Source organism: Roseibium sp. R5, assembly GCF_055755305.1.
The window spans coordinates 4940000-4960819 of record NZ_CM146910.1 but is presented as its reverse complement, the minus strand read 5'-3'; the positions used below and the strand labels follow the sequence as shown (position 1 = coordinate 4960819).

At 57.4% G+C, this 20820-nt stretch carries 20 protein-coding genes and 1 tRNA gene; 9 read left to right on the top strand and 12 right to left on the bottom strand.

What is annotated here, in order from left to right:
- Positions 1–650: 650 nt before the first annotated feature.
- The 10 genes from AC0J4F_RS23270 to AC0J4F_RS23225 form a co-directional block, all read right to left on the bottom strand.
- Entirely contained in the window at positions 651–1124 is a 474-nt protein-coding gene (locus AC0J4F_RS23270; RefSeq protein WP_473024901.1) for a DUF411 domain-containing protein, read from the bottom strand.
- Between the two features lie 79 nt (positions 1125–1203).
- Positions 1204–1989, bottom strand: coding sequence for a hypothetical protein (locus tag AC0J4F_RS23265; protein ID WP_473024900.1), 786 nt, complete (start codon positions 1987–1989; stop codon positions 1204–1206).
- Positions 1990–2018: 29 nt separating this feature from the next.
- A complete protein-coding gene (locus AC0J4F_RS23260; protein WP_473024899.1) occupies positions 2019–2900 on the bottom strand; it encodes a CopD family protein in 882 nt (293 codons plus the stop codon).
- Between the two features lie 6 nt (positions 2901–2906).
- A complete protein-coding gene (locus AC0J4F_RS23255; protein ID WP_473024898.1) occupies positions 2907–3266 on the bottom strand; it encodes a copper resistance CopC family protein in 360 nt (119 codons plus the stop codon).
- A 35-nt stretch (positions 3267–3301) separates the two neighbouring features.
- Positions 3302–3733 carry a copper-binding protein gene (locus AC0J4F_RS23250; protein WP_473024897.1) on the bottom strand — a complete coding sequence of 144 codons (432 nt, stop codon included), beginning with the start codon at positions 3731–3733 and terminating at the stop codon, positions 3302–3304.
- Positions 3734–3829: 96 nt separating this feature from the next.
- Positions 3830–4195, bottom strand: a complete 366-nt coding sequence (locus AC0J4F_RS23245) for a copper-binding protein (protein ID WP_473024896.1) — start codon at positions 4193–4195, stop codon at positions 3830–3832.
- Positions 4196–4233: 38 nt separating this feature from the next.
- A complete protein-coding gene (locus AC0J4F_RS23240) occupies positions 4234–7413 on the bottom strand; it encodes an efflux RND transporter permease subunit (RefSeq protein WP_473024895.1) in 3180 nt (1059 codons plus the stop codon).
- On the bottom strand, positions 7413–9608 hold the full coding sequence (locus AC0J4F_RS23235; protein ID WP_473024894.1) for an efflux RND transporter periplasmic adaptor subunit: 2196 nt from the start codon (positions 9606–9608) through the stop codon (positions 7413–7415). Before AC0J4F_RS23235 ends, AC0J4F_RS23240 begins: the two co-directional genes overlap by 1 nt.
- A gap of 83 nt (positions 9609–9691) precedes the next feature.
- Positions 9692–10126 carry a hypothetical protein gene (locus tag AC0J4F_RS23230; RefSeq protein WP_473024893.1) on the bottom strand — a complete coding sequence of 145 codons (435 nt, stop codon included), beginning with the start codon at positions 10124–10126 and terminating at the stop codon, positions 9692–9694.
- A 169-nt stretch (positions 10127–10295) separates the two neighbouring features.
- Entirely contained in the window at positions 10296–10895 is a 600-nt protein-coding gene (locus tag AC0J4F_RS23225; RefSeq protein WP_473024892.1) for a hypothetical protein, read from the bottom strand.
- 73 nt (positions 10896–10968) lie between these two features.
- Between AC0J4F_RS23225 and AC0J4F_RS23220 the strand changes: the two genes are divergently transcribed.
- From AC0J4F_RS23220 to AC0J4F_RS23200, 5 genes are all read left to right on the top strand, one after another.
- A complete protein-coding gene (locus tag AC0J4F_RS23220) occupies positions 10969–11493 on the top strand; it encodes a Crp/Fnr family transcriptional regulator (protein ID WP_473024891.1) in 525 nt (174 codons plus the stop codon).
- A 759-nt stretch (positions 11494–12252) separates the two neighbouring features.
- Complete coding sequence (locus tag AC0J4F_RS23215) at positions 12253–12969, top strand: HoxN/HupN/NixA family nickel/cobalt transporter (RefSeq protein WP_473024890.1); 717 nt, start codon at positions 12253–12255, stop codon at positions 12967–12969.
- A gap of 161 nt (positions 12970–13130) precedes the next feature.
- Positions 13131–13487 (top strand): hypothetical protein, encoded by a 357-nt coding sequence (locus AC0J4F_RS23210; protein ID WP_473024889.1) that lies wholly within the window; start codon positions 13131–13133, stop codon positions 13485–13487.
- Between the two features lie 54 nt (positions 13488–13541).
- A complete protein-coding gene (locus AC0J4F_RS23205) occupies positions 13542–14273 on the top strand; it encodes a HupE/UreJ family protein (RefSeq protein ID WP_473024888.1) in 732 nt (243 codons plus the stop codon).
- Positions 14274–14285: 12 nt separating this feature from the next.
- The gene (locus AC0J4F_RS23200) at positions 14286–14900 is read left to right on the top strand and encodes a transmembrane anchor protein (RefSeq protein ID WP_473024887.1); all 615 of its coding nucleotides are present in this window, start codon (positions 14286–14288) and stop codon (positions 14898–14900) included.
- Between the two features lie 66 nt (positions 14901–14966).
- Here the strand turns inward: AC0J4F_RS23200 and dmeF are convergent, their stop codons facing one another.
- A complete protein-coding gene (gene dmeF, locus AC0J4F_RS23195) occupies positions 14967–15959 on the bottom strand; it encodes a CDF family Co(II)/Ni(II) efflux transporter DmeF (RefSeq protein WP_473024886.1) in 993 nt (330 codons plus the stop codon).
- 696 nt (positions 15960–16655) lie between these two features.
- Between dmeF and AC0J4F_RS23190 the strand changes: the two genes are divergently transcribed.
- Genes AC0J4F_RS23190 through AC0J4F_RS23180 form a run of 3 tightly spaced genes read left to right on the top strand, consistent with a single transcriptional unit; the run spans position 16656 to position 19527 of the window.
- Positions 16656–17567: an ABC-three component system protein gene (locus AC0J4F_RS23190; protein ID WP_473024885.1), complete on the top strand. Its 912-nt coding sequence runs from the start codon at positions 16656–16658 to the stop codon at positions 17565–17567.
- Positions 17567–17803: an ABC-three component system middle component 6 gene (locus AC0J4F_RS23185; protein ID WP_473024884.1), complete on the top strand. Its 237-nt coding sequence runs from the start codon at positions 17567–17569 to the stop codon at positions 17801–17803. Before AC0J4F_RS23190 ends, AC0J4F_RS23185 begins: the two co-directional genes overlap by 1 nt.
- A complete protein-coding gene (locus tag AC0J4F_RS23180; RefSeq protein ID WP_473024883.1) occupies positions 17800–19527 on the top strand; it encodes a DUF2326 domain-containing protein in 1728 nt (575 codons plus the stop codon). Before AC0J4F_RS23185 ends, AC0J4F_RS23180 begins: the two co-directional genes overlap by 4 nt.
- A gap of 553 nt (positions 19528–20080) precedes the next feature.
- Here the strand turns inward: AC0J4F_RS23180 and AC0J4F_RS23175 are convergent.
- Positions 20081–20155 (bottom strand) — tRNA-Thr (locus AC0J4F_RS23175).
- Positions 20156–20549: 394 nt separating this feature from the next.
- On the opposite strand from AC0J4F_RS23175, the gene AC0J4F_RS23170 reads away from it, so the two are divergent.
- Complete coding sequence (locus AC0J4F_RS23170; protein WP_133953051.1) at positions 20550–20729, top strand: hypothetical protein; 180 nt, start codon at positions 20550–20552, stop codon at positions 20727–20729.
- The last annotated feature ends 91 nt before the right edge of the window (positions 20730–20820 follow it).

The window sequence follows — 20820 nt, the reverse complement described above, 5'->3', positions numbered from 1 at the left end:
TGCACACCAAAGCGGTGGATAACCTCTCACCAGCGCCTCCAGCAGCTCTATTTCGGTGTTCAGTTTTTCCGTTCCACTTTCATTCCGATGCCTGCCTCTCGGTGACATGACTTTTCGTCCCGGGGCGGTCGTTTGTTCTGATCGCAGCTAATGCTCGAAATGGGCGGTAAGCGGTCGTCTATTGCAGTATGAACCAATTGCAGCAATTGGGCCGAAAACGCCTACCGCAAGTCTCTGCAAGGCTTTAAGACTTGTACATTCAAGACCGATTGACTCCCGTGGGGCGATATCAGACCCTGTTTTGGGCCCTTGGAACCGTCCATAGACCGCATCCGATCCAAACTAGTCTTTTGGCATCTTTTGCACCCACGCTCGGATAGCGTTTCTTGTTTCGTGCCAGCCTTGTTTTTAAGGGTTGGAAAAACAGCTGGATGCCGGCGCGTCGAGGGCGGTTGCCTTTGCCGTGGCTTTCAGCTTGTCGCTGTCGTTATCAGTCCCCAGCTCATGCCATTCAAATACCGTTTGGGAAACCGGGCTCTCCTCTGATGACGGTTCGGCTCGTGTTTCTACGGTTTACTTGTAACATAACAAGGGTGTTGGTTCTTCCAGCCCCAAACGATAGTCATCTGTCTCATCGTCTCAAACCAGCTTCATGAAGCGGCCGCATAGGACGAGAAGACCTCAAACGATCCATTCCGCAAAACCAAAAGGACGTCGTAGGCTTCCCGTTCTGTCTCTGGTCCCATTCCCGGAGATCCGTAGGGCATGCCAGGGACAGCCAGGCCGGCAGCATCCGGGCGGTCCGCTATAAGGCGCCGTACGTCGCGGGCTGGTACGTGGCCTTCAACAACATACCCATCGATGAGCGCGGTGTGACAGCTCGCAAGTTGGGTTGGAATTCCGCGCGTGACCTTTTCCCTTGCCAGAAGGCCCGGCGGAATGTCGTCGGCCGTGACGGAAAACCCCTCCGATCGCATGATATCAATCCAGGCGTTGCAGCAGCCGCAGCCGCGCGCCTTGAGGACATGGATTGCGGGGGCGCCGGTCGCGTTTGCCAAGCTTGGTGTGGCAACGCAAAGAGAGACCGCGCCTTTTAGCAGAGCCCGTCTGTCGATTGTCATCATATTTCTCCCTGCCAGTTGATCGCGTAATCTGACGGTTTTTCATCCGGTTTTGCAAACGCGGCGGATTAGAGATTTCGGGTCAAAAGGCCAGCCGCACCCACCAGGGCAAATCAATCAAAAAGATGAGTCCCGCAAGAAACACGGCCGCCAAGATGGCGAGGCCGGACAGGATCGCGATGGTTTCCAGGGCCATCTCAGAAAAAGCAGATGTCCGAATGGATCGGTTTTTTGCGGCGGGCCAGTTTGACTCGTGACCATCCCCCGCGGTGCGAGCTGTTGCCGGGCTGTTGGGCGACATGTTTGGAGCATTGGCCGCAGTTTTCTGGAGAGCCGGCTGTTTTGAAACGGATCTGCACTCCGGTGGTATGCAAGACAAGGTTTTTGAAGAGCCACCGAATGCCGGCAGCGACTGGGTCCACCTGGACCAGACACCCAGCGTCAGTGCCAGGATGATCAGCACACCGGTTGCCTCGAAATATAGGGGCGGGCCGTGCGGTCCGCTCAGGGCCTCCGGAAAAAGACCCGGCCCGATCGCTGTCATCAGAGTAAAGACATAGGTGCCCAAAGCGGCCAGTCCGATCCCATACCTGAAGATCCGGGCGGGCCAAATCCCTTCAGGACAGTGGCCGAAGAAAGCCCGCCAAATGATCCAAACGGCAATGGGTGTTAGGACAACGAGTTCTGCCCAGTGGAGCAAAGCCGGTCCGAGTGCATCGACGAGCATCGACCCCACCAGGTCGCCCAGGCCGAGCAGAACAGCCCCGGTGAGGATCGCAATTTTCCATCCCGGGTCATCGGCAGTCTCATGCCTTCGCATATCGTTACAGCTGCGGTTCACCAGTTTTGTTCCCATCTCGTCTGCCATAGGCAATACTTCTCAATTCGGCTTGCGGTCTAGGTCGGGGAGGTGATCGTGGTGACGGTCGCTGTCACCAAGAAGATTGAGATCACCAACACTGCCTCCAGGCGGATGGATGTTTTCAATCGAGGCTGAGCCTGCGGATCACCGGCCAGCAGCGCGGGCGTGAGGCGCAACTTGTTCAATGCTGCAAACGCAATCACCGCGGCGAACAAGGCGAGCTTTAGCAAAAACAACTGGCCATAAGGGGCTGCAAAAGCCTGCGGTGTCGTGACCCCAAACAGCCCCAACAGTGTTCCGCCCGCGACCACGAGCAGCCCCACACTCCACAAGGCCTTCTTGCCAAACTCTTCCGCAAGCGCGCCGGTCGTCTCCGAGGCGTTTGTGTTCGCCGAGCGGAGCAATGGCCCAAACACGCCAAGCCAAAATGCCAGGCAAATCATGTGAAGGGTGATCAGTCCGCCGAGCAGAAGACGCGGTTCCTCCAGCGTATGGCCCCGAAAGGCAAAAGACAGGCAAGCAACCAGGGCTCCACAAAGAGCGACTGCAAGACCGAAGCGGGACTTGAAGCAGATGCCAAGGATCAAAGCAAGACCAAAGAGCCGCACGAGCACGCTGCCGCCGAGGGGACTGTCTGCGATCAGCCCAAGCATCATGGGATCAAACGCGCCGTTCAGCGTGCCGCCCATCAGGAAACTGGCGCGGAGCGGGATCCGCAACACTGTCGCCACCGCGGCAATGAGAGCCATCAAGCCTGCGACGCGCGCAAGGTATGTCCGGTCATCTTCGGTCAAGGACCGCAGCACGGCAGATACGAGGACGCTGCCGGCTGCCAACAGCGTGGTTGCCGATGCCAGTGTCTTTGCGGCGATTGAGGTCAGGATCTGGGCGTCCATGGCTGCCAGCACTGCGAGCATGAACCGTCAGTTCCCGACCGAAAACGTGAAGGATCCATCCATTGCGTGCCCGTCTTCGGCCAAACCCCGCCAATTTACAGTGTAGGACCCATCGGGGAGGGCGGCCGGAACGGCCTGAAAGGTCTTCGATGGTGCCATGTTGTCGGTGCGGGTGACCGGGTAGTTGGTGCCGTCCTTGCCGGTCACCTGGATCAGCGTGATGCGCATCGGTGCATCAAAGGTCATCACGATGGCGTCCGGCGGCTGCGCGACGGTGGATCCATCAGCGGGGCTTGTCGTCTCCTTGGAGGAGTGCGCAAGGGCCGATGTGGCAACTGCTGTCCCAAAGGCTGCTGCCAGCGCCAGACGTTTAAACTTGGTCATCATGTCGTTTCCTCGTCTCATTCATCGATTTTGTGTGATTAACAGGGGGATTTGCCGATCCCCAATGGTCCGACCCTTTCGGCAACGGACGGTGGTTCAGAACTTCCGGGCACGATGGCCGCGATCCGGTACCTTCCGGTCTCGCCCAATGTCAGCATGAGGGTGACGGATGCCCCGACCCGGAGCCCGGTCACACCCTCGGCATAGGGCGCAAGCGGAAGGTCCATGGTCATGGCCGGCCAACCAATCCGGTCATTGGCTTCATGGCTGACATTTACGACACCTTCGGACATGGCATTGATCACGCCCTCAAGATGGAAAGCGCCAACAATCTGCGCGCCCGCAATTTCCAGACTTGCATGATCCATTTCACAAGTAGCTTGCGGGGTATCGGTCACGGCTTGCGCGGGTGTTAGCGTCAACAGCAAACCGGCTAACCCCGTGGAGGCGGTGATGGGGAACGATGTCATTTGGACGAGACTTCTTCTTTTGTGCGGTCCAATTCGGCAAGCAATAGGCCGCAGCCCGGCGGTGCAATCCGGGCTGCAGTGTTTTTTGCAAGATGATCAGTTCGGCATCATTGCGCCGATCGCATAAAGACCGTCATCGCCTTTCACCAGCATCAAGGTGACGCTGTCTCCGGCGTTGACATCGCCCATCATCTGGGCGCTTTCCATAAGCGGCAGATCCATGGTCATGGCCGGCCAGCCGATTTCCGGGATCGGGTCGTGGCTGACATTTGCCGTGCCGTCGCCAATGGAGTTGACAACCGCCTGGGTGTGTACGGCGCCTTCCATCTGTTCGGCGTTCATGGGCATATTGGAGTGATCCATACCCGAGTGATTTGCACCATGTTTGGAATCGGCAAAGGCCACGGGTGCGGTGCTGACCGCCAAAAAGCCGGCGAGTGTGAGGGTTTTGATCAGGTTCATGGAGTTTCCTTTCTCTGCTTTGACATGTGATCGAAGAGTTATTCTGCCGGCACGGCTGTGCCGGTTTCCGGTGCGCTTGCCGCAAGCTCACGATTGACGCGGCCGAGAGCGAGACGCTTCCAGATCACGAAAATTGCGGGAATGACGAAGAGTGTGAGGAGCGTGGCGGTTGCCATCCCCCCCACCATGGGGGCCGCGATCCGTTGCATGATCTCCGAGCCCGTCCCATCGCCATACATGATAGGGATGAGGCCGGCGAAGATCGTTGCAACAGTCATGACCTTTGGCCGGACCCGCAAAAGCGCGCCTTCAAAGACGACATCCTCGACATCCTGCGTCGTCATCGTCCGGCCTTCCGCTATTACCGCCGTCTTGCGCTTGTCCCAGGCAAGGTTGAGATAGAGCAGCATGACGATTGCCGTTTCCACCGCGACACCGGCAAGAGCGATGAAACCAACGATGACTGCGACCGACATGTCGAAATCAAGGTGCCAGAGGAACCAGACGCCGCCTGCCAGTGCGACGGGGAGAGCCGCCAGGATAATCCCGACCTCGATCACCCGATTGAACGCCATGAACAACATCAAGGTGATGATAAGGAGGGTGGCCGGAGCCACCAGTTTGAGACGCTCCTGCATGCGCTGGATGTATTCATACTGGCCGGACCAGGCGATGGAATAGCCGGGCGGCAGTTGCACGTTGTTGGCCACCACCTGCCGGGCCTCGGCGACATAGCCGCCAAGGTCCCGTCCAGCGATGTCGATGAACACAAAGCCGGTCCTGCGGGCGTTTTCCGAGCGGATCATACCTGGACCATCAACGACCTTGATCTCCGCAAGGGCGCCGAGCGGAATATGTGCGCCCGACGGCGTGACCACAGGCAGGTCTCTCAAACGTTCCGGACTGTTGCGCCAGTCCTGGGGGTAGCGCAGGTTGATCGGAAACCGTTCCATCCCTTCCACGGATTCGGACACCTGCATGCCGCCAATGGCGGTCTGCACCACGTCTTGAATATCGCGCACGCTCATCATGAAACGGGCGGCCGCATCGCGGTTGACATCAATCTCGATAAACCGCCCCCCAACCGGGCGTTCCGCATAAGCGGAGGCGGTTCCTTGGATGCCTGCAACGGCCGTTTCGATCTCAATGCCGATCTGCTCGATGACCTTGAGGTCCGCGCCCGTGATCTTGACCCCGACAGGGGTCTTGATACCGGTGGCCAGCATGTCGATCCGGTTCTTGATCGGCTGAATCCAGACATTGGTGACACCGGGGATCTGAACCGCCTTGTCCAGTTCATTCCGAATGCCGTCCATGGTCATGCCGGGCCGCCACTCGGATTGCGGTTTCAACTGAATGGTCGTCTCGATCATGGTCAGTGGGGCTGGATCTGTCGCGGTCTCCGCGCGGCCCAGTTTGCCGTGGACGGTCAGAACCTCCGGCACCGTCGCGATCAAACGATCCGACTGCTGAAGGACTTCCCGGGCTTTGCCGATGGACACGCCGGGATAGAGGGTCGGCATGTAGAGGAAATCGCCTTCGTTCAGTTCCGGCATGAACTCGGTGCCGATCCGCTGCAAGGGCCACCACATCGACGCCACAAGAGCTGCTGCGAGAAAGGTTGTCGCCCAGGGCCAGGCAACGGCCGCATCCAGAAACGGCCGGTACACCCAGATCACGATCCGGTTCAAAGGGTTCCTGCTTTCGGGAAGGATCCGGCCGCGCACAAAATACCCCATCAAAACGGGAACGAGGGTGATCGACAGGATTGCCGCGGCCGCCATGGCGTAGGTTTTTGTAAACGCCAGCGGCTTGAACAGCCGTCCTTCCTGGCTTTCCAGAACGAAAACCGGCAGAAAACTAACCGTGATGATGGCGAGGGAAAAGAAAAGGGCAGGTCCGACTTCCGAAGCGCATTCGCCAACGATCCGCCAGCGGTTTTCATTGGTCAGTTTTTCGTTTTCAAGTCGCCGGTGCATGGCCTCGATCATGACGATGGCTGCATCCACCATTGCCCCGATGGCAATCGCGATGCCACCAAGCGACATGATGTTCGCATTCACACCTTGCAGTTTCATGATGATGAAGGCTGCCGCAATGCCGAGCGGGAGGGAGACAAGAATGACCAGCGACGACCTCAGATGAAGCAAAAAGGCGGCACAGACAAGGACGACGACGATGAACTCTTCCGTCAGTTTTTTCTGAAGGTTGTCGATCGCCCGTTCGATCACGCCGGACCGGTCATAGGTTGTCACGATCTCAACGCCCTCCGGCAGGCTGCCGCGCAGCTCGCCGATCCGGGCCTCGACCGCCTTGATCGTCGCCAGTGCATTGCCGCCCCAGCGTAGAATCACGACTCCCCCAACCGCATCGCCTTCGCCGCCGAATTCGCCGACACCCCGGCGCATTTCCGGACCGAGGCGGATTTCGGCAACATCGCCGAGAGTCAGGGCGGCGCCCCGGTCGTTGACCATCAAGGGCGCTTTCGCGAGATCCTGCAATTCATCGACATAGCCTGTGGAGCGGACCATGAACTCCGCTTCACCCATTTCGATCACGCTGCCACCCGTTTCTCGGTTGGCCGCCTGGATCGCGCCGCGGATCTGGGCCAGGGTAATATCGTAGGCTCTGAGTTTGTTCGGATCGACCACGACCTGGTACTGCTTGACCATGCCGCCAATGGTGGCGACCTCAGATACGCCGTTGACGGTCTGCAGTTCGTATTTCAAGAACCAGTCCTGAAGTGCCCTGAGCTGCGACAGGTCATGATTTCCAGTTCGATCAATCAACGCATACTGGTATATCCAACCGACACCGGTCGCATCGGGTCCGAGCTGCGGTGAGACGCCGTCCGGCAAGCTCGCGGTGATTTGGCCGAGATATTCCAGGACCCGGGTTCTGGCCCAGTACAGATCAGTCCCATCTTCAAACACGATGTAGACATAACTGTCGCCGAAAAAGGAAAACCCGCGCACATCGCTGGCGCCGGGGACAGCAAGCATCGCGGTCGCCAGCGGAAAGGTTATCTGGTCCTCGACCACCTGCGGGGCCTGGCCCGGATAAGGTGTGCGGACGATCACCTGGACATCAGACAGGTCTGGGATGGCATCAACGGGCGTTTCGCGAACGGCCCAGACCCCCGCAACGGCAATCATGGCGGCAATCGCCAGCATGATAATCCGGTTCGCGATGGAGGCGCGAATGATGGCGGCAATCATTACATGGCCTCCTCAAAACGCGTTCCAATCAACGTCATGGAGAAGTCCGGATTGCGCCGCAGCAGCAGAGTGACCTCGCGGCTCAATGGCAGATCGGTTGGCGAAAGCGCCGGATCGAGCGTGAAATCCATCGTCATGCCGGGCATGCCTATGTCCGTCATCGGGCCGTGCGTGATGTTGGCTGTCCCGGCGTCCGCGTCGACCGCGTTGATGGTGCCGCGAACTTCCATGGGCGGGGAGACCGGGTCCGCTTTTGCAAGGACCATGGTCATGCCGTCCGGCCGGTCAAAGGTCAGGGTTGTCTCGGTCCCAAGCGGCAACGTTTCCAGATCAAGCGCCGGATCCATATCGAAGGCCATGGTCATGCCCGGCATTCCTATTTCCGCAATGGGGCCATGGGTGATGGTGGCCTTTCCCGCGTCCGGATCGATGGCGTCGATCTTGCCGGAAACGACAATCGGGGGGGCGGCGTCGGAGGTCTCCGTTTCCGCCTCATCGTCCGTCCCGGATATCTTGGCACCCCCGGCTTCACGAACCGCGACCACAGAAAACATCCCGCCGTCATCCTTGGAGAGGTCAAATTCGACCGGCACGTCCAGGGGAACCGTCGCGGGATCCAGATCAGCAACCTCGAGATCCATTTTCATCGCAGGCCATCCAAGCTCCGGGATCGGTCCGTGATCGAGGGTCAGTTTGCCGTCCGCCGTTACCGCCAGAACCGTGCCTGTGCCGGTTGCCGCGATCCCGTCGTCACTGCCCAACTGCGTGAGCCCGAGAAGGCCGTCCGCGCCCCGGACCGCCCGGAACGCGACCGTCTGCCCGCCGGTCAACCGATCAAGAGACATGCCGGCTTGAACGGGAAAGGTGGAGGTCATCGCCGGCCAATCGAGGCTTTCCAATGCGTCGTGGCGAATGGTGGCCATGCGGGTCGCACGATTGAGCGCGATCAGCTCACCCGTTCCGCGGGCCGGAGCCTCATCTGTTGGGGCCATGCGCATCAAACCGGCGCTGAGTGCGCTTTCGCTGTCGATCAGGAACTGGGCGGAGGCCACCACTTCCTCTCCAGGCGCCAGCCCCTGAACGATTTCGGTGCGGCCTCCGTCTCCAAAATCGTCGCGCAAGCCCGTCGTGATCAAACGCGGTTTAAAGGTCCCTTCCGCCACCTTTATGATGACGCGTTCCGCAGCCCCGGTCCGGATCACGGCTTCGGTCGGAACGGTTACCGCCGTCCGTGTTTCCTGCGGAATCAGCGTGACATTGCCGAACATGTTGGGGCGCAGCTGGCCGTCGGAATTGTCGAACCGAAGGCGAACGGGCAGTGTCCGCGTTTTCGCATCCAGTTCCGGGTAGATGTAATCGATAGCACCTTCGAAGGTTTGGCCGGGAAGATGCTCGAAGCGGGCGATGGCACGCATGTCTTTTGAAAGCCGGGCAGTGTCACGTTCAAACACATCGACAATCAGCCAAACCTCGGTCAGATCGGTGATCGACATCGCCTGGGTTCCAGGTTGCAGGAACATGCCGTCTGCGGCGTTCAGGGCAATCACCACGCCATCGCGTGGCGCAACAACCTGAATACTGCGCGCAACCTCACCGGTTCGTTCGATTTCGGCAATTTGGAGCTCCGAAGCTCCATGACTGCGCAACTTGTTGCGGGCGGCCTCCAAGGACAGGCCGTTGCCGTTTTCCAAAGATCGAAGAAAGTCAAAACTCGCAACGCCGAACTCCGGAGAGAACAGTTCGAAGAGAATCTCGCCCTTTTTGACCTGGTCGCCGACGGCACGCACGTTCAGGGTTTCGATCCAGCCATCAACCCGCGTGTGGACATGGCTGGTGAGGTGTTCGTCATATCCGACAAACCCCACCGTTTCGATTTTCTGCGAGATCTCGCCAACCCGCGCCAGGGCTGTTCGCACACCGATCGCATTGATTTCGGTGGCTGACAGCTGGACTTCGGCGGGGTCGCCGGACGGTTCCTGACCCGCATAAACGGGGATGAGGTCCATGCCCATAGGGGATTTGCCAGGGCCCGGCTGGCGGAAGTTCGGATCCATTGGGGCAACCCAATAGAGGATGTCGTCTTCGCCGGACGCAAGATCGCCGGCGGGATTTAGATAAAGTCGCTCAAGAAACACCCCACCGGCCGTGCCTGCAGCAAGGGCCAGGATGCTGAGCGCGGCATAGCGTCCACGCATGATAACCTCTGAGTTGCCGCCGGCAGGGTGCCGAAGGCCTGATCAACAACAAGCGCTTGCGGAATTTCCGCAAGATGGTGTCTTCAGATGAGGCGTGGAGGCCGTTTTGGGAGAGACGTGTCTGCAACTCGAAGCGAGTCGGGCGGAGACTGGGCAAAGTCTGCCGATGACATTGCCGTCGTCAGCCCGTCAACGCCGCCGGCAAGCGTATACCCGCCGCACAGTGCTCCGCCGCAGCACCGGTCAATGTCAGAAGGGTCATGCTGGGCGTGATCGTTTGCGCCGGAGGTCGTGCCGTGATGCCCCATCGCGTCACACGGCATCGCCGCGCTTGACACGGAGGCTTCAGACGCATCTGCGATTTGGTGCGGCATGGGCAGACCGGCGACCACAGCAATACCCAACGCCAAAAACAGCGTTGCTACAAGTCTGCTGAGCTGGTGCATTCGTCCGGTCATCGGCTGCGATATAATCGATTGCCGGTGAAAAGCAAGAGGACGCGCTGATCTTTCGGCCATTGAAGCTTCGTCTGTCTTGCCGAGGAACGGCAGGGAAAAGCCAGGTACAGCCACCTGATCATGACCCGTTTTCCAATCCCTCTTGCCCCCGCGCGCAGGCGTTTTACCTGGCTTCGATGGGAGCGAACCCGGTTTCTAAGGCTGATGAAAACCGGTGCGCTGGCGCGGCCTAGTCACAGCCGTTGTGGCGCCGCCACAAATCCCTGTTGTGTCCTTCCGGCACTCTTGTACATGGATCATCAGCATATCCGCGCAAGATGTTGTATTTTTGAATTTGCGCGTCGCTGAGAAGCTCTGGTGTCGACAAGTGGCGCGACAGGTGGATGAACCGCAATTCGGTGCGGGCTTCGCCAGCGTCGGCAAGCAGTGAGCGAAGCGTCTCTTCGGACAGGCCGGGCTGTGCGAAGGCGTCGCTGATCGCGGCCTCCGCCGCAATTAGGCGTTCCCCGGCAGCAATGGCCGCGATCCGCATTGCCTTGTATGTTTCGGTGATCGTTCCGACCTGCTCAGCCGAGAGCTCAAGTTCTGTCTGCAGGTCAAGAAGATGCGCGGGACCGGGGTGACCATTCAGCTCAGCCGGCAAGGCGAGACCCCAGCCCCCGCCACGTTGCAACTCCGCGATATCCTGTTCCGACAGGCTCTTGATTTCCCGTGTTTCAAAGCCAGCATACGGTGCCGTGTTGCTTCCGTGACCGTGATCTTGTGAAAACGCTGCAATGGGCACGAGCGCCATCGCCAAAGCGAGTGATTTGGTCAAGTGCACAGACATTGTTCGATCCCTTCGCACGAATTCGTCGGGCGATCGGTAGCACCGACAGCCGTTCGCTCATATGATAGTGATCATGTGCAACGCCCTATCAGATCTTTTTGCATCCGGCCGGGTTGTTTCGTTCCAGTCCAACCAGAGTGTTTTTCAGATCGGAGACCGCGTGCAAAACATGTACTTCGTCATCGACGGAGGGGTTGACCTTGTCCGCTACTCCAAAAGGGGTGCCCCTTTGATCCTGGCGCGCGTCGGACAGGGCGGTGTGCTGGCCGAAGCTTCGGCATATTCGAGCCGATATCATTGCCACGCCGTGACCAGCGCGCCAACACAGCTCCGCTTGCTACCCGTTTCGGCGTTCCGGGACCGTCTTCATGGCTCTGCGGACATTGCCCGTACTTGGGCAGCCAAGTTGGCGCAGGAACTGCAGACCGCCCGGATGCAGTCCGAGATCAGGTCGCTCAAGACCGTGGCCGAACGCCTGGATGCATGGCTGGGAGAAAACAAGACCTTGCCGCCGAAAGGGCAGATGCAAAACCTGGCATATTTCCTTGGTGTTTCGCGAGAAGCGCTCTACCGCGAACTCGCGCGGCGGCGCGGGTAGGGCAAACGGGAAAGACCGGCAGGGGATCGTCGCCGGATGTCTGGACGGGTAGGGCGTGGGAGCTTGCACTTTTTCGTCTCTCTTCACAGCGTCGATGGACGCGCGGGGCATGGGTTTTGCGGGACTGCAAGGTTCCTGACCGGTCTTCGCGGTTTGGTGTTTGAGACTGTCTGTTGGGTGGCGTGATCGGTCTTTGCCTAAGCTCTGGAAACGCGTGGATCCCCGATCAAGTCGGGGATGACATCAGACGGGGTGGCCGGGGCTTTTCTTGCCAACTGCGCTGGGGTGGGGCTAAAAAGTTTGCCGTTATCTCTGCCGATCCTTACCCGTCTTCCAGAACCTTTTGGACCCGCGCGCGGGCTGGGGCAACAAGTATGGCCAGACGCTGTTTGTGGAGCTGCTGCCTTGCCTGTGGCGCGGACCAGGAGGCGACCCTATCCGGGCGGGTGCATGGGGATCAGCAGGCCGTGAGTGCGACGCCGTCGATCGGCACTTTTGGCCCTGAGCGGACAGTGTTCTAAGGTGGAGCGAACGGCTGCCTTCTGCTCTAAATCCCCGCCGTTGCATCCGGCCCAAAATGGTCGTTCGTGCAGCGAACTAAATATGCATGGCGTGAGCCGAGCAGATGATCACTCGCACCCGCCAAAGCCAAATGATCCCTCCACTTAAACGCTCTCGATGGTTTCAGTTTATGTTTCGGCCCTCGCTGCAAATCAAATAGGATGCATCAAGCGAGAGACACGCTTTACCCGGAATGAAATGATGATTGACCTGCTGGTCGCCTGGCAACGATGGATTTACGACGGTGTTCGGGTCGCTATTCTTGAGTTCAGTCAATCTGGTGATGTCTGGCTGCTGCCTGGAATGATTGGCACCGGGATTGTCTTTGGCGCAGTCCATGCGCTAACACCCGGACACGGAAAGAGCATTTTGGCGAGTTATATTGCCGGGTCCAACAATGGAGTTTTTCGCGCCCTTTCGATCTCCACAATTTTGGCTGCAACTCACGTTCTGACAGCGGTCCTGATCGCGTTTTTTGCAGCGCATTTGATGGAGCGGTCGTTTGTCGGTGGCGGACGCGCGCCCGCTTTGGAAGCTCTCAGCCGCGTTCTTCTCATCGCTATAGGCATCTGGCTACTTTTTCGCGCACTGCGGACTGTTTCAGCTGACACAAAATCAGAAGGCGTGTACGTTGCGTTGGCGACCGGCCTTGTTCCGTGTCCGCTGACCCTGTTTGTTGTTGTTGCCGCTCTGTCGCGGGGCGTTCCCGAAGCCGGTCTTGTGTTTGCCGGGGCCATGCTGGTTGGGATCGGCATCACCCTCGGCCTGGTTGCTGTTGCGGCGGTGCTTGGACGGCGCACGCTCTTGGCCCTTGTGTCGCGAAACGGAACCGGCTTGCGGCGCCTGTCCACAGGGCTTGATGCCAGCGCCGGGATCCTGATCATTCTTTTCGCTGGCCGTGATCTGCTTCAGTAAGGGCTCTCCTGGCCGTTCGGCGCCATGTCGTTTTCGGTTTTCACTCAGCGCCTTGCAATCCTTCGCCGTTTGGCCATATTTCGCGCTTAATCGAGGCGATGCAAATAACAAGCGATTCGTCGTTCGAAGCCCGACGTAAACAGGAACCCGTTTTGAACTGGATGCGGATCCAAAAACAATCGGAATGGCAGAGGCTCCTGGCAGGGCTGCTCTGCCTCTGCCTGTGCGTCTGGACGACGGTGCCTGCGGCGTCTCACACGCCGAAGTATCTCGACACGGTGCAAGATCATCTTGAGATGATTGAAGACCACGGGCATTCGCATGGGTTTGAACTCGATTTGCTGTGGGCCATGCACGGCCACCAGCACGACCTGGGTGACCATGACCACAACTCCGCAGTGCTTGTGAAACCCGCGCCGAAATCCCCACATGTCTTTGACACATCCTCCTGGCGGCTGCCCGTCAGCGATGCGACGTCTGCCTTCGTGTTTCCCCCGGAGCGCCCTCCAAGGACCTGACAGATTGCCCGGTTCGGGCTCATCAGAAATCTGTTATTCACTTGGAAGGACCTTATGAAGCCTACTTCACTTCATGGGCAGACAAAGCTGCTGCATGCCTTTGTGTTTGCCCTGTCACTCTCATTTCTCTTCTACGCCGCCGGCGTTCAGACCGCCGCCGCGCATGATGTCACTCCCGGCGATGCGGGATACATCCAGGAAATCTGGGGGGTTCACATCATCCCCTTCATCTATCTCGGGGCCAAACACATGGTCACGGGATACGACCACATCCTCTTCCTGCTGGGGGTCGTCTTCTTCCTTTACCGGATGAAGGATGTGGCCATCTATGTCAGCCTGTTTGCGCTTGGTCACTCGGTCACCATGCTTCTTGGTGTCTGGTACGGCTGGGGCATCAACGCCTACATTATCGATGCGATCATCGGCCTGTCCGTGGTCTACAAGGCGCTGGACAACCTTGGCGTCTTTCAAAGAGTTTTGGGGTTTCAGCCGAACACGAAGGCCGCAACGCTTATCTTCGGCCTGTTCCACGGGACAGGTTTGGCCTCCAAAATCCTGGAGTACAATATCTCCCCGGATGGCCTCCTCGCCAATCTTCTGGCGTTCAATGTAGGGGTCGAGATCGGCCAGCTTTTGGCGCTTTTTGTGATCCTCATCGTCATGGGATACTGGCGCAAAAGCCCGAATTTCATGCGCCAGGCCACAATCGCAAACATCATCATGGTATTCCTTGGCGTCTTGCTGACCTACCAGCAAATCGCCGGTTACATCGCCAGCACCTCATGATCGGAGATAGCAATGTACAACGCACCCCAGCCGAAACTTGAAGACCTGCCGAGCAATCGGCAACTGGGCCGCCTGACCGTCGTTGCCGCCATTGGCGCTGCGGCCATTGGCGTGATGGTCTACCTGCCCGCTGAGTACGGCATCGATCCGACAGGTGTCGGCAATGTGCTCGGCCTAACCGAGATGGGAGAGATCAAGCAACAACTGGCGAAGGAAGCGGCAGAGGACGAGAAACTTCATGGCAGCCAGGACTCATCGTCGCTGATCGACGCCGTGTTGGGGCTTTTCGTTTCCACCGCCCAGGCGCAAGACGCCTGGAAAGACGTCGTGACCTTCACCCTTGAACCCGGTGCCTACACCGAGATCAAGGCCACCATGGAAAAGGGCGCCACGCTGACATATGCCTGGATGGCAGACGGCGGACGGATCAACTTTGATCTGCACGCCCACGCTGGCGGGGAAAACGTGACCTATGAAAAGGGCCGCGGCGAAACCTCGGGCGCAGGAAGCTTTGAAACCCCGTTCGCAGGGGATCACGGCTGGTTCTGGCGGAACCGGGACAAGTCAGCCGTCACAGTCACCCTGCAATTGCGCGGAGACTACTCCGGCCTGGTCCGCAGCGACTAAGCTGACTGCCACGCGCCCTCTTCAAGGGTGCGTGGCAGTCACAAAGGTTCAGGAAACACCGGACCTTCAGGCGGCCTCTTGCAATGTGCCGCAGCGGTGAACCTCCAGGCTTACATGCACGATCCCCAGGTCATCCGGGATCAGCCCCTTGTAGTGGGCCGGACTACGCGGGGTGTCGCTGACAATCACCACCTCCGCCGCATACTGGCTTTGACCGATCGACCAAAGGTGAATATCCGCGATCCGATCGCTTTCATCCGCGAGCAGGGCACTGCGCAGTTTCTCGACTTTCGGCTCCTCCACCTGCCAGTCCAGAAGCACTTTCGCTGACATGCGCAACAGCCCCAAGGACCAATGCGCGACCAGAACGGCGCCGATGATGCCCATGATCGGGTCAAGCCAGGCGGCACCGGCATACTTCCCCGCCAGCAACGCGATGATCGCGAGCAAAGAAGTCAGTGCATCGGCAAGGACGTGAAGGTAGGCAGCCCTGAGATTGTGGTCCTTATGGAGCTCGGAGGTTGTTTCGCCGCCTTCATGATGATGGGGATGGTCGTGCCCATGGTGGTGATGGCCATGATCGTGGCCGTGGCGATGGTGAGGGGTCGACGCAAGAAGCCAGGCGCTCGCTCCATTTACGGCAAGCCCCAACACGGCCACGAGGATTGCCTGGTCGAAGCTGATCGCGACCGGATTGAAAAGACGCTCAATGCTCTCAACCGCCATCACGACGGCAAAACCGCCCAAAAGGATTGCACTGGCGAAGGCGGCCAGACTGTTGACCTTGCCGGTGCCGAAGGAAAACCGCCGGTCGCTTGCATGCCGCCGCGCATAGACATAGGCAGCGACACTGATCCCCAAGGCAGCGGCGTGGCTTGCCATGTGCAGCCCGTCCGCCAACAACGCCATGGAGCCATAGTAAAGTCCGGCAACAATCTCCACGACCATGAAAACGGCACTCACCAGGACGATGATAAGCGTTCGCCGTTCGCCCGGACGTGCCTTATCCTGTCCAAAGACATGGTCGTGTGTCCAGGAGGACATATCGTGTTTGTGCATTTTCCCACCTTTCGTGGAATTCGTTGGAGTAATGCACTCATTGCGACCCGGTCGTCGCTTTTCGGGCTTTTCAGGATCCTCTAGCACAAATCAGAGAAATCTGTCTGGCTGCGTAGACTTAGAGGCGGACATTTGTTCAAACCGCAACGCATGGCTACACCCCGCCCATTCCGCCTGTTGCTTTGCATAGCTCAACGTCTCAAGGTGGCTTCGTCTTCCAGCATTTTTTGCACCCGCGGGCAGGCATTTTCGTTGGGTTCAAGCTGCGCGGGCTCTGTTTTTGTGCGCTGGAAAAACGGTAGGTCATCGGCGCCGAACATCCGGAGGGGGCGGGTCCTTTCTCGCAGCTCTGGAAACGAGTGGATCCTTGATCAAGTCGGGGATGACATCAGAGGGGGGGTGGCCGCGGGGCTTGGCTTTCCAACTGCGACGGGCGTGCAGCGCAGGTATCAGCGGGCCGTGATTGGGATGTCGCCGGTTGATGCTCTCGGCCCTGAGCAGACATTCGGCGATTTGTATTTGACATTGCAAAGCCGCCGTTAGCGCCGACTGCTGCGCATCTTGACTTAAAGGTCTAGTAGTAAGTTGTCGACGGTCTGCGGATTGCGCGCCCGGTAGCGTTGACAGCCCTTCGTTGCGTTGCGCAAACTAAATACGCAACCTCGTTCACGAGAGAATCAAAGGAGCAAAGCAGGTATGAATAAATCTGACTTTGATCTGCACTTTGATCTCGCGCTTGCAACGAATAATCAAACGAAATTCGAACAGTGGTTCGCGGCGATGGCCGCGTGTGTGTACGGCACCGATTTCGAGTTAATCAAAGCAGGCGGTCTGCACGGCGACAAGAAAAGCGACGGGCGACGTATTTCCACTGAAACCGTCTATCAGTGCTATGCGCCTGAGTCTCCAAGGACGTTTGCGGAAAAAGCGAAAGACAAAATCTCTGACAGCTTCCCGGAGGTGACGACATACTGGCCCAACCTGAAAGAATGGGTTTTCGTCCACAACAATGAAGAGGGGTTACCGGCCTCTGTGAGCGATGTGCTTGAAGAACTCCGGACACAATACCCAGCAATCACTATCGTGGCCCCATCACCGCCGCGCCGTTTCCTCAAAGATAACTTCCACGACAAGCTGAGCCTGCAACAGTTGATCGACCTGTACCCGGCTGCGAGCAGAAACTTCATGGCTGTGACGATGGCGGACATACGCCCCTTGCTCAAGAAGGTCATCGCGGAAAAGACGTTGCAACCCGATCCGACCGCTTTTGGTGAGCTACCGGACGAAGCTAAACTGGACTTCAACGCGCTCAGCCCGGCTGCGAAGTACGACCTGACCCGAGCGAGACCGCACGTCGACATTGTGGATCGCTACCTATCTGGTATGAGCACCCCTCAACACGCGTCCGTGATTCAGACACAGATGCGTTCCAAGTACGAAGAGGCGCGGGGCTTGGGGCACAACCCAGATGAAATTCTGGGTAAGTTGCTCACTTATGTAGGCGGCGATGGCACACCCACGGTGAGCGCCGCCGCGTACGTGATCCTTGCTTACTATTTCGATGCTTGCGACATTTTTGAGAACGTACCGAGCGCCGCAGTATGCTAATGCCAACGAAACACATCAAGACCGAGAATGCCCTTATTGGTGTTGGTGGCGAGGTGTTGGCGCTTCTCGACGAGGACAAGACGGTCTCCCGCCTGTTCTTTGATCTGCAAGAGCGGCGACGCACAAACGAGCTTTCGACAATTCACTTTGACTGGTTCTTACTCGCAGTCGATTTTCTATTCTCTGTGGGGGCGGTGCGCTTCGAAGAGGGTGTGCTCAAAAAGTTGAACCAATGATCACAAGACTGACCAGTTCGCTGTCGACGTTCAAGACGCTGGATTTCAAACCCGGCCTCAATATCCTTTTGGCGGAAAGGCACGAAACATCGGGCGCACGCGACACGCGAAATGGAACTGGTAAGACAAGTTTCATCGAATTGGTACACTTCCTACTTTCAGAGCGCCGAAACCCCAATGACGATTTCCACAAACCGGAGCTGGTCGGATCAGATTTCGAGGCTGCATTCAAAGGCGACGGGTCGGAATTCACGGTAAAAAGGAAAGCGGGGGCGACCAAGGACGAGCTTTGGCGTGATGAGGTGGAAATCGCTCCTGCTGATCTCAGGGCTGATTTGGCGCAGAGTTGGTTTGGCTTGAATTCTGAAACAACATCCGAGAAATACTCTCCCAAATTTGGAGCATTGCTCGCCTATTTTGTTAGGAAGGAGCGTAATGGCGGGTTCGCCAGTGCGGTACTCAATAGCTCTTCGCAACAAGGCTGGGACAGCCAAGTCTGTTTGTCCTACCTTTTGGGGTTCGATTGGAAGTTGCCCCAACAGCTTCAGGTTAAAAAGGATCAAAAGAAAGACGCCGATACATTGGCAAAGATGATCAAGAGCGGCTATCTCACGGATGGGGCGCTCGACATAAAGAAAATGCAGGCCCGCCTAGACCTTCTCGACACGGAAATTGAAACAAAGCGAGCGGAGATTACATCTGCGACTGTTGTGGACGGGTACCGAGGCCACGAGCTTTCGGCGAACGAATTGTCGACAAACATTCGTGACCTGAACGAGGCTAACCTCGAAGACATTGACCTTTGTGAAGGCATCGATGAGGCGTTGGAAGAAGTCGAAGACGCAAATATCGCCGACGTGCGTAGTCTATACGAACAGGTCGGGATATTCTTTACAGATCAGGTTAACAAGAGATTTGAGCAGGTTGAGGCCTTCCACAAACAGGTTTCCCAGAACCGCGAGGCGCATCTTCGCAAAGAGAAACAAAGCGCACAGGAACGCATTTCTGACCGGAGAAAAGAAATCAACCGACTGCAGAAGGCTTTGGCTGAGAAGTTGGCGCTGCTTCGGTCGGGTATCGCTATAGAACGGCTAACCTACCTCCAGTCTGATCTGAATAGACTTGAGGCGGAACAGGCGGATTTGCAGCAACAAATTCCAAAGTTCCAGAACGTGGCGGATGACCAGAAAAGACTAAAAAGGGAGATCGACGATCTTGTTGATCTGATCGGTCAAGACGTTATGGAACGTGATGCGCCACGCAAATCTGCTGTACAGGTTTTTGCCGATACTTCGCAGTTCCTCTATGACGAACCCGGGCAACTGATTATTGGCAAGTCAACCGGGGTTGCAGGGCTCTCGATAGAAACTGACATCGTTGGTAAGAAAAGCGGTGGAAAAAACCACATGCAGATTTTTTGCTTTGATTGGCTTCTTGTCGAGTCTGCGTTGAAGCAAGATCGGTTTCCCGGGTTCCTAATACACGACAGCCACATTTTCGATGGCGTTGATGGTCGTCAAATCGCGCTTGCACTAAAACTTGCGCAGAGCAAGTGCGAGGATTTGGGAGTTCAGTACATTGTCGCAATGAATTCGGATGATCTTATGAAGATCGATTCCGAATTTGACGACGAAGATATGGAGGGGTTTGATCCCTACGCCTATGTTATGCCAACTCGATTAACAGATGAGATGGACGGCGGTCTATTTGGAGTGCGCTTCTGAACTGAAAATCGATCTCTGCAAAAAGTTCCAACAGTGTTCTGGAGAACTTTTGTGACCTCTCAGCCAATGTCCGTTTCGCGCCCGGCTTACGATTTTTTGTAGTGGAGTCGAACTTCCGCTTCCCGCCCTTCTTCAACATTGGGCGTTCGGCTCGTCTCGATCTGAGCAGCCGTTCAGAAATGGCACTTCCATCGCAAAGAAAAGCTCCAATCAGACCTTGGTCGAGAAACACCCGTCAACGGTGGCACTGACGCATGTGACGGACTTGTTTGCGTGCATACGTTACACGACGCCGAGCGCGGCCGACCCTAAAGCTAGCTGGCTTCGGTGCAGTCTTTATTTTTTCAATCCGATGTAGAAGTGATGGCCGCTCACGCTGTCCTCAGCGATGCCGAAATTACAGCGGCTGTGACGGCCGACACTGAGAACATTCCAAAAACCCGCGTGTCAGAAACGTGCCACAATAGGCGGAATATCCTGCTTTGTTCTGCCATTTGCTGCAGGACGCCGATTTTGGTCGCGTGCAATTTCTCTATGAATTCAAGTGATTTAATGGTGCTGCCGGAGAGATTTGAACTCTCGACCTCTCCCTTACCAAGGGAGTGCTCTACCCCTGAGCTACGGCAGCATCGTTTGGGGACCAGTTTCTGGTCAACCCAGCGTCGGCAAAACAAGTGTTTTGGGACGTAAGTGCTGGCCCCGAGCAGCGTGGCCGCCCGGAATGAGGGGGCTTTTGCCATAAGCGGTCCGGGGACGCAAGCGCCGTTTGCGATTTTTTTCAGTCTATCTGGAACAGCGGAGGATCCGCTGTTTGGTTTTCATCGGCAATGCCGCCGATCCGTTCAGATTTCCTTGGTTGCGGGGCTGTGGATATTTCAGGCAAGAGTTCCTTTCCTGCGGGAACAAGTAAGGATAGGTGTCCTTTGAATAAAGCCCTTGAAGGATGGCTGATCCCAATGCTTTTGACCTGGCGTACGGACCCTTGATAGGTTGCGATCCTCTTTTAATACACAAGCCAAGCCATGAGTGAAAAAGACAAGCCAAGCCAAGATGTTGCGGATGCAGGATCTGTGAAAACCTCAACCGCGAAATCAAGCGGTGCGAAGACCGCACCTCAAAGCCGCGAGGACCGGCTTGCCGATGCCCTGCGCGCAAATTTGCGGCGGCGGAAATCGGCTGCGCGCAAATCCAAGCCGGATTAACCCTACCGTTCCTTAGCAAGAGCTTGCGCCATCGGCGAGACTGCGCCAATGGCCTGCCTTGCAAGGGCCATAAGTTGCGTGTAGATCGCAC